Genomic DNA, 13,638 nt, shown 5'->3' with positions numbered 1-13,638 from the left:
CCGCGTAACAGCCCTGGCCGACGCGGTGCCGCACGACCGATCCGGACGCCGCGCCCGCCGCCACCGCCACGCACTGCCCCTACTGCGCCCTGCAGTGCGGCATGCTGCTGCGCCCCACCCCGGACGGCGCCACGGTGACGGTGGAGGAGCGGGCCGACTTCCCCGTCAACCGGGGCGCGCTGTGCGGAAAGGGCCTCACCGCCCCCGCCGTGCTGTCCTCCCGGGTCCGCCTGACCGAGCCGCTGGTGCGCGACCGCGACGGACGGCTCGCCCCGGCCACCTGGGAGGAGGCCCTCGACGCCGTCGCCGCGGGCCTCGGCCGCACGGCCCGCGTCCACGGCCCCGACACGGTCGGCGTCTTCGGCGGCGGCGGACTCACCAACGAGAAGGCCTACGCGCTCGGCAAGTTCGCCCGCGTCGCCCTGCGCACCTCCCAGATCGACTACAACGGCCGATTCTGCATGTCCTCGGCCGCCGCCGCGCACCAGCGGGCCTTCGGACTCGACCGCGGGCTGCCCTTCCCGCTGGAGGACCTGCCGCGCACCGGCTGCGTGATCCTCGTCGGCTCCAACCTGGCCGAGACCATGCCCCCCGCCCTGCGCTACCTCACCGAACTCAAGGCGAACGGCGGCACCCTCATCGTCGTGGACCCGCGCCGCACGCGCACCGCCGAGCAGGCCGACCTGCACCTCGCCCCCCGCCCCGGCACGGACCTCGCGCTCGCCCTCGGACTGCTGCACCTGGTGGTCGCCGAGGGCAGCACCGACGAGGAGTTCATCGCCGCCCGCACCACCGGCTGGGAGGAGGCGAGGGCCTCCGCGATGGCGCACTGGCCCGAGCTGGTCGAACGGATCACCGGCGTGCCGGTGCCGCGACTCCGCGAGGCCGTCGGCCTGTTCTGCGCCCCCGACTCCGCCATGGTCCTCACCGCCCGGGGCCCGGAACAGCAGTCGAAGGGCACCGACACCGTCGGAGCCTGGATCAACCTCTGCCTCGCCACCGGCCGCGCCGGCCGCCCCCTCTCCGGCTACGGCTGCCTCACCGGCCAGGGCAACGGCCAGGGCGGCCGCGAGCACGGCCAGAAGGCCGACCAGCTCCCCGGCTACCGCAAACTCACCGACCCGGCGGCCCGCGCGCACGTCGCGGGGGTCTGGGGAGTCGACCCCGAGAGCCTGCCCGGCCCCGGCCGCAGCGCCTACGAACTCCTCGACGCCCTGGGCACCGACGTCCGCGCCCTGCTCCTGATGGGCTCCAACCCGGTGGTCTCCGCACCCCGCGCGGCCCACATCGAGGACCGCGTCCGGGCCCTGGACTTCCTCGCCGTCGCCGACGTGGTCCTCTCCGAGACCGCCGCGCTCGCCGACGTGGTCCTGCCCGTCACCCAGTGGGCGGAGGAGACCGGCACCACCACCAGCCTCGAAGGCCGGGTCCTGCTCCGCCGCCGCGCCCTCACCCCGCCGCCCGGGGTCCGCACCGACCTGGAGGTCCTGCACGGCCTCGCCGCCCGCCTCGGCGTGGAGAAGGGCTTCCCCACCGACGCGGAGGAGGTCTTCGAGGAACTCCGCCGCGCTTCCGCGGGCGGTCCCGCCGACTACTCCGGCATCACCTACGCCCGCGTCGAAGCCGAACAGGGCGTCTTCTGGCCCTGCCCCGAGGGGTCCCCGGGCGAGCCCCGGCTCTTCCTGGACCGGTTCGCCACCGACGACGGCCGGGCCCGCTTCGTTCCCGTCGCCCACCGCGAAGCCGCCGAGGTCCCCGACGCCGAGTACCCGCTGCTGCTCACCACCGGCCGGGTCGTCTCCCAGTACCAGTCCGGTGCCCAGACCCGCCGCGTGCCCGAGCTCAACGCCGCCGCCCCCGGCCCCTTCGTGGAACTCCACCCGCGCCTCGCCGCCCGCCTCGGCGTGAGCGACGGCGCCCCGCTGGCGGTGACCTCCCGCCGGGGCCGGGCGGTGGCCCCGGCGCGGGTCACCGACACCATCCGGGCCGACACCGTGTTCATGCCGTTCCACTGGCCGGGGGAGGGCCGTGCCAACACCCTCACCAACCCCGCCCTGGACCCCGTCTCCCGGATGCCGGAGTTCAAGGTGTGCGCGGTGCGCGTGGAGCCCGCGTGAGGGATCCGCCGGAGCCCCGGGACCATCAGCCCCGAGACCATCTCTTGCCGGAGTCTTGGCCGCCGCTTTGGCGAGCGCCCCGCACCCCCGAACTACCGTTCCCGCCATGGCCTTTCGCCCCCCACAGCCCCCGGTCTCCCGCGGTCTCCCGGTGCTCCCGTACCGCAAGCCGACCCGCGGCCGCGACTACTGGGTACTGGACGACGTACTGCCCGACGTGGACGCCGTACGCGCGCGCTGCCTGGCCAAGGAGGACTGGGTCCAGGGCGCCCCGCACAAGCCCGAACCCTGGCCCGGGCTGCGGGCCATGCCCGGGCTGGAGCCGGCCGAACTCGCCCGCGTGGAGCGGCTGGTGCGGCAGGCCACCGGGGCGAAGCGGATCTGGCCGGAGAACCCGGAGGGCGCGGGCACCTTCAACCACAACTGCGTCCAGGTCGTCGGCAAGGACGAGTGCGAGCCCCGTCCGCACACCGACTCCCGCACCCTGTGCCGCTACGCCGCCGTGCTCTACCTCAGCCCCGGCACCCCCAAGGACTGCGGCACCAGCTTCTACCGCCAGAGCCTCCCGGGCGGCGTCCTCGGCGGCAACCAGGTCCTCGCCCCGCACAACAACCTGGTCGACGCCCTGGGCACCCGCTTCGTCCCCGAGGACTCCTTCACCGAGGACGTCCGCGTCCCCCACCGCTACAACCGCCTCCTGCTCTACTCCGCCAACCTGATCCACAGCGCGACCGGTTACTGGGGCACGACCCTGGAGGACAAGCGGATGACGGCCGTCTTCTTCTGGATGGCCTGACCCGGCCCTCACCCCCGCCGGTCGAAGGTCGGCCCCAGCGCCGTGATCAGGCGCCGGGCGTAGGACCCGGCGGAGCCGCCCACCCCGGGGTACTCCCGCTGGAACAGCTCCCAGTCGGCCGACCCGGCCTCCGCGAACGCGTCGAGGGTCAGGGGCGTGTCCCGGGGCGACTTCGGCGGGAACCACTCGCCCGACTCGCGGAACACCGTGTGGACCAGCTCGTACGGGGCCGTGCACCGCTCGGCGAGCAGCACCGCGTCGTAGAGGTCCTTCCCGTGCGGGTACATGTCCGTGGCCAGCCACACCAGCTTCCAGGCCAGGGAGAGTTCGGGGGTGGCGGCCACGAGCCGGACCCCGGCGACGTCGGCGGGCTCCGGCGGCGCGGGCAGCCGCTCGTTGAAGACGAAGTCCAGCTGGACCTGCCCGCCCGGCAGCCCCGGCGCCGACCAGGGCAGGACGAGCCGGCGCCCCGGTACCCGCTCGTACGTCCAGATGTCCTCGCAGACCGCCTCCCCGGCACTGATCACCAGGCCGTCCTCCTCGGCGGCGGCCCGTTCGGCCGCCTCCGCCACCGCCTCCAGCATCCGGCCGGTCCGGGGCTCCTCGATGCCCCAGTCCTGCGGGACCACCACGAAGTCCAGGTCGTGCGGCTCCCGGGCGGCCGCCCCGAACCAGCCGGCCATCAGCATGCTGCCGCGCAGCACCAGGGAGTCCAGCCGGCCGGAGCGGGCGACCCCGCGTACGACCACGTCGAGCGCCCGGCGCCGGGCGGCCCGCCAGGCCGGGCGCAGCGCGGGATCGACGACGCCGTCCGCCACCCGGTAGCCGTGCGCGAAGTGCTTGAGGGCGGGGTCGAAGAACCGCTCTCCGTCCCGGCCGGGCGCCCCGATCCCGGCGGTCGAGGTCCGCGGCAGCTGGTCCTGGCGTCGCGCCCGGTCGGCGTCGTACGTGCTCATCGGTCCGTCCCCTCCTCGTCGATCCACCCGTCGTCCACCGACAGGTCGCTGTCGTACAGCACGAGTTCCCGCTCCTCCGAGCGGATCTCGTACCCCGCCGCCACCAGCTCCGCGATCAGCGTGTCGCAGGCAGCCGTCGCCCGGGAGGCGGTGCCCCGGACCCGCTGGGTGACGAAGCGCTCCTGGCACCCGTCGGGCCCCGGCAGGACGCGGCGGGCGTTCCACGACAGGTGCGCCCCGTGCGGCAGCACCAGGGCCTCCAGCAGCAGGTGGTCGTAGCCCGCCGGCAGCAGCAGCTTCAGGTGGTGCTCGAAGTAACCCCCGCCCGGGCCCGCCGGCTCCGTACTCCAGGGCACCGTCTCGATCTTGACCCGGACCGGGTCGAAGCCCGCCGCCCTCAGCTGCGGCACCAGCCGCTCGTGGCCCGTGCGGTCCGGCAGCGTCAGCATCGGCTGCGAGCGCGTCCGGCCCCGGCCCAGCATGATGTGCGTGACCTTCAACTCCCGTGCCCCGGCCCAGGATTCGAGGCGGCTGAGTTCCGCCTCGTCAGGGCAGCGGACCGTCACGTGGGTTTCGTGGGTTCCGTACGAAGACATGATGTCGATCATCTCGGACATGCGTCCGATCCGCATCGGGGTTCCCGGCGGCGGGTAACCATCCGGTCACGCACCGGACTCAGAAAGTGCTCGCACGCCCCTCGTGGCAGCGATGTGTCGTACCCCACACTGAGGTGCGGTGCTTGAGTCCTCGCCAGCCCTGGAGGTCGCCCCCGTGCAGACCCAGACCCTGACCGTGAACGTGAGCCACCCCGCCGAGATCCCGGTCGCCCCGGAGGCCGGAGCAGCGGACGAAGCAGCGGACGAGGCCGTGGACGAAGCGGCGGATCCCGCCGCGGACGCGGCCGACGACGGGGTCGCCGACGACGAGCCCGAGGCCCTGGAACTGATCGAACAGGTGCCCCCGCCGCGCACCCGCGCCGCGGACGGCGCCGGCGGAGCGGGCCCCTCCGCGGACCTCTTCCGCCAGTACCTGCGCGAGATCGGCAGGATCCCGCTGCTCACCGCCGCCGAAGAGGTGGACCTCGCGCGCCGCGTGGAGGCCGGCCTGTTCGCCGAGGAGAAGCTCGGCAGCGCCGCCGACCTCGACTCGCGGCTCGCCGTCGACCTCGACCGGCTCGTCGTCATGGGGCGGATGGCCAAACGCCGGCTCATCGAGTCGAACCTGCGCCTCGTCGTCTCCGTCGCCAAACGCTACGTCGGGCGCGGGCTGACCATGCTCGACCTGGTCCAGGAGGGGAACCTCGGCCTGATCCGCGCCGTCGAGAAGTTCGACTACGCCCGGGGCTACAAGTTCTCCACCTACGCGACCTGGTGGATCCGGCAGGCGATGTCGCGGGCGCTGGCCGACCAGGCCCGCACCATCCGCGTCCCCGTCCACGTCGTGGAGCTGATCAACCGCGTCATCCGCGTCCAGCGCCGCATGCTCCAGGAACGCGGCTACGAGCCCACCGCCGAAGAGGTCGCGGTCCACCTGGAACTGACCCCCGAGCGGGTGCTGGAGGTGCTCCGCCTCGCGCAGGAGCCGGTCTCCCTGCACGCGCCGGTCGGCGAGGAGGACGACGTCGCGCTCGGCGACCTCATCGAGGACGGCGACGCCGCCTCCCCCGTGGAGTCGGCCGCGTTCTTCCTGCTGCGCGAACACCTCGAAGCCGTCCTCTCCACCCTCGGCGAGCGGGAACGCAAGGTCGTCCAGCTCCGCTACGGGCTCGCCGACGGCCGCCCGCGCACCCTCGAGGAGATCGGACGGATCTTCGGCGTGACCCGCGAGCGGATCCGCCAGATCGAGTCCAAGACCCTCAACAAGCTCCGCGACCACGCCTTCGCCGACCAGCTGCGCGGCTACCTCGACTGACCGCCCGGACACGCGGAAGGGGGCGCCCCGTAAGGCGCCCCCACCCCGTCGTGCCGTCTGAGGACTAGTCGACCTCGGCCACCGCCTGCGCGAACTGCGCCGCGTACAGCCGCGCGTACGCGCCGTCCGAGGACAGCAGATCCTCGTGCGTGCCCTGTTCGACGATCGAGCCGCTCTCCATCACCAGGATCACGTCCGCGTCGCGGATCGTGGACAGCCGGTGCGCGATCACGAAGGACGTACGGCCGTGCGCCAGGCGCGCCATCGCCTTCTGGATGAGCACCTCGGTACGGGTGTCCACCGAGCTCGTCGCCTCGTCGAGGACCAGGATCACCGGGTCCGACAGGAACGCCCGGGCGATGGTGATCAGCTGCTTCTCGCCGGCGCTGACGCCCGCGCCCTCGTCGTCCAGCACCGTGTCGTAGCCGTCCGGCAGGGTGCGGACGAAGCGGTCGGCGTGCGCCGCCCGCGCGGCCTCCTCGATCTCGTCGCGCGTGACCTCGCGCGAGGCACCGTAGGCGATGTTCTCCGCGATGGTGCCGCCGAACAGCCAGGTGTCCTGGAGCACCATGCCGATCCCGCCGCGCAGTTCCTCGCGGGTCATCTTGGCGATGTCCACCCCGTCGAGGGCGATCTCGCCGCCCGTGACCTCGTAGAACCGCATCAGCAGGTTGACCAGCGTGGTCTTGCCGGCGCCGGTCGGTCCGACGATCGCGACGGTCTGGCCCGGCTCCACGCTCAGCGAGAGGTTCTCGATGAGCGGCTTGTCGGGCTCGTAGCGGAAGGCCACCTTGTCCAGCGTGACCTGGCCGCGCAGCACCTCCGGACGCTCCGGAACCTCGACGTCCGGCTCCTGCTCCTCCGCGTCCAGCAGCTCGTACACCCGCTCCGCCGAGGCGACGCCCGACTGCACGAGGTTGGCCATCGAGGCCACCTGCGTCAGCGGCATCGAGAACTGGCGCGAGTACTGGATGAAGGCCTGCACGTCACCGATCGACAGGGTGCCCGAGGCCACCCGCAGACCGCCGACGACCGCGATCAGCACGTAGTTGATGTTCGATATGAAGAACATCACCGGCTGCATGATGCCGCTGACCAGCTGCGCCTTGAACGAGGCCCGGAACAGCTCCTCGTTCTGCTCGGCGAAGACCGCCGCCGACTCCTTCTGCCGCCCGAAGACCTTCACCAGCGTGTGGCCGGAGTACATCTCCTCGATGTGGGCGTTGAGCGAACCGGTGCTCTTCCACTGCGCCACGAACTGGGGCTGCGACTTCTTGCCGATCTTCGCCGCGACGAAGATCGAGACCGGTACGGTCACCAGCGCGACCAGCGCCAGCAGCGGCGAGATCCAGAACATCATCACCAGCACGCCGACGATCGTCAGCAGCGAGTTCAGCAGCTGCCCCATCGTCTGCTGGAGCGTCTGCCCGATGTTGTCGATGTCGTTCGTCGCCCGGCTCAGCACCTCGCCGCGCTTCTGCTGGTCGAAGTACGACAGCGGCAGCCGCGACAGCTTCGCCTGGAGCTCCTCGCGCATCCGGTACACGGTGCCGTTCATCACGTGGTTCGACAGCCGCGTCGCCACCAGCATCAGCAGGCCCGCCAGGGTGAACGCCACCAGCGCCCAGAGCGCCACGACGCCTACGGCGCCGAAGTCGATGCCCTGGCCCGGGGTGAAGTCGAGGCCGGACAGCATGTCCGCCATCCCGCCCTGCCCCTTGGCGCGCAGACCGTCCAGGGCCTGCTCCTTGGTGAGCCCGGCCGGCATCTGCCGGCCGACGATCCCCCCGAACACCAGGTCGGTGGCCTCGCCGAGGATCTTCGGCCCGACCACCGCGCAGCCGACGCTGCCGACCACGGCCGCGACCATGCCCCAGATCTTGGCCCGGTCGTGCGCCAGCTGGCGCAGCAGCCGCTTGCCCGATCCCTTGAAGTCCATGGACCTCTGGACCGGGCCCGCCATCATCCGTCCTCCGGGCCCGCTCATGCGGCCTCCGCCTCCGTCAGCTGGGAGAGCACGATCTCCCGGTAGGTCTCGTTCCCGGCCATCAGCTCGTGGTGCCGGCCCTCGCCCACCACCTGTCCCTCGTCGAGGACGATGATCCGGTCGGCGTCGCGGATCGTGGAGACCCGCTGGGCCACGATCACCACCGTCGCCTCCTCGGTCTCGCGGGCGAGCGCCGAGCGCAGCGCCGCGTCCGTCGCGTAGTCCAGGGCGGAGAAGGAATCGTCGAAGAGGTAGATCTCGGGCCGCTGCACGAGGGTGCGGGCGATCGCGAGGCGCTGGCGCTGGCCGCCGGAGACGTTCGTCCCGCCCTGGGTGACGGGCGCGTCGAGCCCGCCCTCCAGCGCGGACACGAAGTCCTTGGCCTGGGCCACCTCCAGGGCGCGCCACAGTTCCTCGTCGGTCGCGTCCGGGCGCCCGTACCGCAGGTTGGAGGCCACGGTTCCGGAGAACAGGTACGGCTTCTGCGGAACCATGCCGACCGTCTTGGCCAGCAGCTCCGGGTCGAGGCGGCGTACGTCCTCCCCGTCGACGAGGACCTCGCCGCCGGTCGCGTCGAACAGCCGGGGCACCAGGCCGAGCAGCGTGGACTTGCCGCTGCCGGTGGAGCCGATCACGGCCGTGGTCTCGCCGGGGCGGGCCACCAGGTCCACCCCGCGCAGCACCGGGGCCTCGGCGCCCGGATAGCGGAAGTCGGCGCCGCGCAGTTCCAGCTGCCCGCGCCGCAGGAGCTCGCGCACCGGGTCGGTGGGCGGGACCACGCTGGTGTCGGTGTCCAGGACCTCCTGGATGCGCTCGGCGCAGACCTCGGCGCGCGGCACCATCATGAACATGAAGGTGGCCATCATCACGGACATGACGATCTGCATCAGGTAGGCGAGGAAGGCCGTCAGCTGGCCGATCTCCATGCCGCCGCTGTCCACGCGCATCGCGCCGAACCAGATGACGGCCACGCTGGAGACGTTCACGACGACGATGACGGCCGGGAACATCAGCGCGAGCAGCTTGCCCGAGGCGAGGGAGACGGCCGTCAGGTCGGAGTTGGCGGCGCGGAACCGCTCCTCCTCGTAGCCGTCGCGGACGAAGGCGCGGATCACGCGGTTGCCGGTGATCTGCTCGCGCAGCACCCGGTTCACGGTGTCCAGGCGCTCCTGCATCTGGCGGAACAGCGGGCGCGTCTTGTAGACGATCGCGCCGACCGCCAGGCCGAGCGTGGGCACCACCGCGAGCAGGACGCCCGACAGCTTCACGTCGAGCGAGAGGGCCATCACGATGCCGCCGACGCACATGATCGGCGCCGAGACCATCAGCGTGAAGGTCATCAGGACCAGCATCTGGACCTGCTGGACGTCGTTCGTCGTACGGGTGATCAGCGACGGTGCGCCGAACTGGCCCAGCTCGCGGGCCGAGAAGCTCTGCACCCGGTCGAAGACCGCGGCGCGCACGTCGCGGCCGAGCGAGGCCGCGGTGCGGGCGCCGTAGTAGACGGCCCCGACGTTGCACAGGAGCTGGACGAGGGAGACACCGAGCATCAGGGCGCCGGAGCGCAGGATGTAACCGGTGTCACCGTTGACGACACCGTGGTCGATGATGTCGGCGTTGAGGGTGGGCAGGTAGAGGCTCGCACTGGTCTGCAGGAGTTGCAGCAGCACCAGTGCGGCGATCGGTTTCCGGTACGGACCGAGATGGGTCCGCAAAAGTCGTATGAGCACGCGCAGGCTCCGGTCGGCATGATCGAGGGGTTCAGTCCATCTTCTGCCAACAGGTGGGGTGATCCCCACCCGATTTCGCAAAGCCCGGTCAAAAGGCGTAGGCCGCCCTGCGCCCCGCGACCCACCGCGCGCCGGGCCCGGACCGGTGCGGGTCCGGCGCGCGGCCTACGCCTGGAAGGCGCCGGGGTGCAGCTGTTCGCGCGTCGTCACGTACTGCTGGCGCACGGCCTGCCAGGCCGGGAGCTCCTCGCCCGGTTCGAAGACCTGCGCCGCGGGGGCCGGCCAGACCGGCGGGGTGTGCGGGGCCAGCGTGCCCTGCTGCACCCCGAGCGCCCAGGCCGCCTGACGGGCCGCGCCGAGCGCGGCGTAGTCCGCCGGCGCCGGTACGACGACCTGCGTCCCGAACAGCCCCGGAGCGGCGGCCTGTACGGCGGGCAGCTCGGCCGCCGCGCCCAGCAGGAACACCCGCCGGATCGGTACGCCCCGGTGGCGCAGCACGTCGAGGGCGTCGACCAGCCCGCACAGCATCCCCTCGAAGGCGGCCCGCGCCAGGTGTTCGGGCTTCATCGAGTCCCGGCGCAGCCCCGACAGGGTTCCGGCGGTGTGCGGCAGGTTCGGGGTCCGCTCGCCCTCCAGGTAGGGGAGCAGTACGAGGCCGTGGGCACCCGGGGTCGACTTCAGCGCGAGCGCGCTCAGCCCCTCCAGGTCGGTGCCCAGCAGCTCGGCGGTGCCGCGCAGGGCCCGTACGGCGTTGGAGGTGTTCACCACCGGCAGGTGCATGCCACCGGCGTCGGCGAGCGACGTCACCAGGCCGCCCGGCTCCGACACGGCCTCGTGGTGCACGGCCATCACCGAGCCCGACGCGCCCAGCGAGACCACCGCGTCCCCCGGACCCAGGCCCAGCCCGAGCGCGGCGGCCATGGTCTCCCCGGTCCCGGCGGAGATCAGCAGCCCCTCGGGGGTCATCCCGGCGGCGTCGGCGGGACCGAGCACCTCGGGCAGCAGCGCCTGGTGCCCGAGCGCCAGCTCGACCAGGTCGGGGCGGTAGGAGCCGGTGGCCGCCGACCAGTACCCGGTCCCGGACGCGCCGGCCCGGTCGGTGGTGCGGCGGGCGGGCCGGCCGAGCAGCTGCCAGACGAGCCAGTCGTGGGGGGACATCACCACCGCCACCCGGCGCGCGGCCTCCGGCTCGGTACGGGCCAGCCAGGCCAGCTTCGCCACCGGCTGCGCGGAGTGCGGGACCGAACCCACGGCGGAGACCCAGGCCTGCCGGCCCCCGAGCGCGTCGATCAGCTCGGCGGCGGCCACCTGGCCCCGCTTGTCGTTGCCGACGAGGGCCGGCCGGACCAGGCCGCCCTGCGCGTCCAGCGGCAACACGCCGTGCTGCTGAGCCGAGACGCCGATGGCCTGGACGCCCTCCAGCAGCCCGCCGCCGGCGGCCTCGCCGAGCGAGAGCAGCCAGGCCTGCGGGTCGGTTTCGTGGGGGACCGCCTCGCCGGCGGACTGTGGATGGGACGCGTAGCCCTGGCGCAGCACGGCGCCCGTCTCCGTGTCACAGACCACGATGCGAGTGAAGGTGGAAGAGCTGTCCAGCCCGGCGACTATCCCCATGCGGAGAATTCTGCCGCACGCCGGGCCGGACTCGACTCGTCCGGAACGGCCCTCAGGTGTTGCTGGTGCCCCACTCGTCCTCGGAGCCCGCACCCGCCCGGCCGCGCAGCACCCGTACCCGCTCCGCCAGGGAGGCCGGTACGGCGCCACCGACCGTGTCGCCCACCGCCGCGAACGCCTTGCCCGCGAAGGCGCGCCCGCTCTGACCGGCGGTCTCGGCGGCGTTGCGCACCGCCGGGTTCTGCGCGATCTCCCGCGCCGACTTCTTCAGCTGCTCGTACCGCTCGCGCCCCGCCCGGGTTCCGAGCACGTACCCGAGGGCCAGTCCGACCGCGAACGTGACCTTGTACCGCATGGCTGTCACCCTTCGTCGTGTGGTGCCCGGCCTGCTGTGGATACCGATTGGCGGAGCACCCCCCTGCTTGCGCTAATCTATGACTCGCAACGGGCACTCGCCCCCCGGCAAGGCCGGAGGTGGGCTGTTCGGTGCACCGCAGCAATCCCCTGTAGCTCAATTGGCAGAGCAGCCGGCTGTTAACCGGCAGGTTACTGGTTCGAGTCCAGTCGGGGGAGCGCAGTCCCCTGTAGCTCAATTGGCAGAGCAGCCGGCTGTTAACCGGCAGGTTACTGGTTCGAGTCCAGTCGGGGGAGCAGGAAAGAAGAGGGCCCGGGCGGGTCCTCTTTCTTTTTGCCCTGATCCGGGAACCGGGCAGCCTTCGGCGCGGTCTCTCTGAACAGGCGAAGCCGATCATGCGAGGCATCCGAGGCAGGAGATCGTATGAGCGGCTATGCTGCGGCAGACGGCGCGCACACATGTACGCGCCACGCCGTAAAGGGGCGGTAGCTCAGCCGGTTAGAGCAGCGGACTCATAATCCGTCGGCCGTGGGTTCGAGTCCCACCCGCCCCACTTCTTCACATACGGCATGCAGAAACGTTAAGGCGGCCCCTTGGGGCCGCCTTTCGTGTGTGTGTGGGCGGGGGTCAGTCCCAGCCGATGACGGCCTTCTTCGCGGGGGCCGAGTCCCAGCCGATGACCTGGGGGGTGGCCGGGCCGGCGGCCTGGACGGAGTCCCAGCCGATGACCGCCTTGTCCGCGGGGGCCGAGTCCCAGCCGATCACGCCGGGCGTCGCGGCCTGGACCGAGTCCCAGCCGATCACCTGCGGGGCCGTGGTGGCCGCCACCGCGGTGGCGGTGAAGGAGAGCAGAGCGGTGAGGCCGGCGGCAGCGATCAGGTGAGCGGTGCGAGACATGGAATTCCCCCTGGAGCACGAGCGGATGAGGTGGGGCGCGCTGCTCCGGTCCGGCCTTTCGGCCCTGGCCTGGGGTGGGGCTCCGTGCCCCGCCGTCCCGGTGAACACCATCCTGCTGGGCCCCGCGAGCGGACAGAAGGGGATGCGGGTGGCACCAAAGTGACTGGCACCTTGGTGCCGTCTATGGATCTGATCAAGCCACGTTTAGGATCATGCCGCCGGTGGTGGTCTTCCACCGACAGGGGATGAGTGCCGGGGGGCTGAAGTCATGCTTGAAGCGCTGGGGTTGGACACGGAGGTAGAGGGTGTCTACCGCGAAATGCTCGCGGATCCGACCGGCGGAGTGGCCGAAATGGGAGCGCGTCTCGGGCTGACCGAGGAGCAGGTGCGCGAAGCCCTGGACCGGCTGGTCGACCTCGAACTGCTCACCGCTTCCCGCGAGAACGCGGGCGGGCTGCGGGCCGTCAGCCCGGAGGCGGGGCTGGAGCAGCTCCTGCGCCGTCAGGAGGAGGACCTGATCCGCCGCCAGCAGGAGCTGGCACTGAGCAAGGCGGCCGCGGCGCGCGCCGTCGCCGAGTTCGCGGGCCTGCGGCCCAACACCGAGACCGACGGCGCCGAGCGGCTCGTGGGGCTCGACGCCATCCAGTCCCGGCTGGAGGTCCTCGCCCGCGGGCTGAGCCGGGAATGCCTCGCGATCATGCCGGGCGGCGCCCAGTCCCAGGCGAGCCTGGACGCGTCGCGGCCGCTCGACGAGGACGCGCTCGCCCGGAAGGTGAGCATGCGGGTGGTCTACCAGGACAGCGCCCGCAACGACCCGGCCACCCTCGCCTACGCGCAGTGGACCACCGAGCGCGGCGGCCAGGTGCGCACCAGCCCCGTCCTGCCGCCCCGGCTGGTGATCTTCGACCGGACCACCGCCGTCGTCCCCATCGACCCCGAGAATTCCCGCCTCGGCGCCCTGTGCACCACGGCCCCCGGCATCGTCGCCTCGCTCGTCACCCTCTTCGAGCAGACCTGGGGGACGGCCGTCCCGCTCGGCGCCGCCCGCGAGCAGGCCGACGGGGACGGGATCACCGCCGGCGAGCGCGAACTCCTCAAGCTGCTGGCCTCCGGGATGACCGACGAGGCCGCCGGCAAGCGCCTCGGGGTCTCCCTGCGCACCGTGCGCCGCCAGATGTCCGGGCTGATGGAACGCCTCGACGCGACGAGCCGTTTCGAGGCCGGCCTGCGCGCCGCCCAGCGCGGCTGGCTCTGAGACGGGGGGGGGTCGCGGCCGCG

The 13,638-nt window shown here is 72.4% G+C and carries 10 protein-coding genes, 3 tRNA genes and 1 pseudogene; 7 read left to right on the top strand and 7 right to left on the bottom strand.

The annotated features are described in order from the left end of the window. Positions 1-59 precede the first annotated feature (59 nt). Together ACFV0Q_RS07250 and ACFV0Q_RS07245 are read left to right on the top strand one after the other, a co-directional pair. Positions 60-2,117 (top strand): annotated as a pseudogene (locus ACFV0Q_RS07250) (molybdopterin oxidoreductase family protein); the annotation flags it as partial. A 106-nt stretch (positions 2,118-2,223) separates the two neighbouring features. Then, positions 2,224-2,913 (top strand): DUF6445 family protein, encoded by a 690-nt coding sequence (locus ACFV0Q_RS07245; protein ID WP_385001740.1) that lies wholly within the window; start codon positions 2,224-2,226, stop codon positions 2,911-2,913. Positions 2,914-2,921: 8 nt separating this feature from the next. On the opposite strand, the gene ACFV0Q_RS07240 is transcribed toward ACFV0Q_RS07245, so the two are convergent. Together ACFV0Q_RS07240 and ACFV0Q_RS07235 are read right to left on the bottom strand one after the other, a co-directional pair. Beyond that, positions 2,922-3,869 carry a nucleotidyl transferase AbiEii/AbiGii toxin family protein gene (locus ACFV0Q_RS07240; protein WP_385001737.1) on the bottom strand — a complete coding sequence of 316 codons (948 nt, stop codon included), beginning with the start codon at positions 3,867-3,869 and terminating at the stop codon, positions 2,922-2,924. Continuing rightward, a complete protein-coding gene (locus ACFV0Q_RS07235) occupies positions 3,866-4,486 on the bottom strand; it encodes a hypothetical protein (RefSeq protein ID WP_385001734.1) in 621 nt (206 codons plus the stop codon). Before ACFV0Q_RS07235 ends, ACFV0Q_RS07240 begins: the two co-directional genes overlap by 4 nt. A gap of 154 nt (positions 4,487-4,640) precedes the next feature. On the opposite strand from ACFV0Q_RS07235, the gene ACFV0Q_RS07230 reads away from it, so the two are divergent. Then, entirely contained in the window at positions 4,641-5,780 is a 1,140-nt protein-coding gene (locus ACFV0Q_RS07230) for an RNA polymerase sigma factor (RefSeq protein ID WP_385001748.1), read from the top strand. Positions 5,781-5,844: 64 nt separating this feature from the next. Here the strand turns inward: ACFV0Q_RS07230 and ACFV0Q_RS07225 are convergent, their stop codons facing one another. The 4 genes from ACFV0Q_RS07225 to ACFV0Q_RS07210 form a co-directional block, all read right to left on the bottom strand. Then, entirely contained in the window at positions 5,845-7,767 is a 1,923-nt protein-coding gene (locus tag ACFV0Q_RS07225) for an ABC transporter ATP-binding protein (RefSeq protein WP_385001731.1), read from the bottom strand. Continuing rightward, positions 7,764-9,497 carry an ABC transporter ATP-binding protein gene (locus tag ACFV0Q_RS07220; RefSeq protein WP_385001728.1) on the bottom strand — a complete coding sequence of 578 codons (1,734 nt, stop codon included), beginning with the start codon at positions 9,495-9,497 and terminating at the stop codon, positions 7,764-7,766. Before ACFV0Q_RS07220 ends, ACFV0Q_RS07225 begins: the two co-directional genes overlap by 4 nt. A 165-nt stretch (positions 9,498-9,662) precedes the next feature. Then, complete coding sequence (locus ACFV0Q_RS07215; RefSeq protein WP_385001725.1) at positions 9,663-11,108, bottom strand: FGGY family carbohydrate kinase; 1,446 nt, start codon at positions 11,106-11,108, stop codon at positions 9,663-9,665. A gap of 52 nt (positions 11,109-11,160) precedes the next feature. After that, the gene (locus ACFV0Q_RS07210) at positions 11,161-11,463 is read right to left on the bottom strand and encodes a YtxH domain-containing protein (RefSeq protein ID WP_385001722.1); all 303 of its coding nucleotides are present in this window, start codon (positions 11,461-11,463) and stop codon (positions 11,161-11,163) included. Between the two features lie 145 nt (positions 11,464-11,608). On the opposite strand from ACFV0Q_RS07210, the gene ACFV0Q_RS07205 reads away from it, so the two are divergent. The 3 genes from ACFV0Q_RS07205 (at position 11,609) to ACFV0Q_RS07195 (ending at position 12,016) form a co-directional block, all read left to right on the top strand. Continuing rightward, positions 11,609-11,681, top strand: a tRNA-Asn gene (locus tag ACFV0Q_RS07205). 5 nt (positions 11,682-11,686) lie between these two features. Further along, positions 11,687-11,759, top strand: a tRNA-Asn gene (locus ACFV0Q_RS07200). 183 nt (positions 11,760-11,942) lie between these two features. Next, positions 11,943-12,016: transfer RNA gene (locus tag ACFV0Q_RS07195), tRNA-Ile, on the top strand. Positions 12,017-12,090: 74 nt separating this feature from the next. Here the strand turns inward: ACFV0Q_RS07195 and ACFV0Q_RS07190 are convergent. Beyond that, entirely contained in the window at positions 12,091-12,360 is a 270-nt protein-coding gene (locus ACFV0Q_RS07190; RefSeq protein ID WP_385001719.1) for a hypothetical protein, read from the bottom strand. A gap of 268 nt (positions 12,361-12,628) precedes the next feature. Here ACFV0Q_RS07190 and ACFV0Q_RS07185 point away from each other — a divergent pair, with 268 nt between their 5' ends. Continuing rightward, on the top strand, positions 12,629-13,615 hold the full coding sequence (locus ACFV0Q_RS07185) for a LuxR C-terminal-related transcriptional regulator (protein WP_385001716.1): 987 nt from the start codon (positions 12,629-12,631) through the stop codon (positions 13,613-13,615). The last annotated feature ends 23 nt before the right edge of the window (positions 13,616-13,638 follow it).

It is taken from the genome of Streptomyces sp. NPDC059564 (assembly GCF_042735575.1).
Classification (GTDB): Bacteria; Actinomycetota; Actinomycetes; order Streptomycetales; family Streptomycetaceae; genus Streptomyces.
This window is presented reverse-complemented; position numbering and strand designations above follow the sequence as displayed.

Coding starts and splice junctions, on each gene's coding strand:
- ACFV0Q_RS07245 (WP_385001740.1), top strand. CDS start 2,224: ATGGCCTTTCGCCCCCCACAGCCCCCGGTCTCCCGCGGTCTCCCGGTG.
- ACFV0Q_RS07240 (WP_385001737.1), bottom strand. CDS start 3,869: ATGAGCACGTACGACGCCGACCGGGCGCGACGCCAGGACCAGCTGCCG.
- ACFV0Q_RS07235 (WP_385001734.1), bottom strand. CDS start 4,486: ATGTCCGAGATGATCGACATCATGTCTTCGTACGGAACCCACGAAACC.
- ACFV0Q_RS07225 (WP_385001731.1), bottom strand. CDS start 7,767: ATGAGCGGGCCCGGAGGACGGATGATGGCGGGCCCGGTCCAGAGGTCC.
- ACFV0Q_RS07215 (WP_385001725.1), bottom strand. CDS start 11,108: ATGGGGATAGTCGCCGGGCTGGACAGCTCTTCCACCTTCACTCGCATC.
- ACFV0Q_RS07210 (WP_385001722.1), bottom strand. CDS start 11,463: ATGCGGTACAAGGTCACGTTCGCGGTCGGACTGGCCCTCGGGTACGTG.
- ACFV0Q_RS07190 (WP_385001719.1), bottom strand. CDS start 12,360: ATGTCTCGCACCGCTCACCTGATCGCTGCCGCCGGCCTCACCGCTCTG.
- ACFV0Q_RS07185 (WP_385001716.1), top strand. CDS start 12,629: ATGCTTGAAGCGCTGGGGTTGGACACGGAGGTAGAGGGTGTCTACCGC.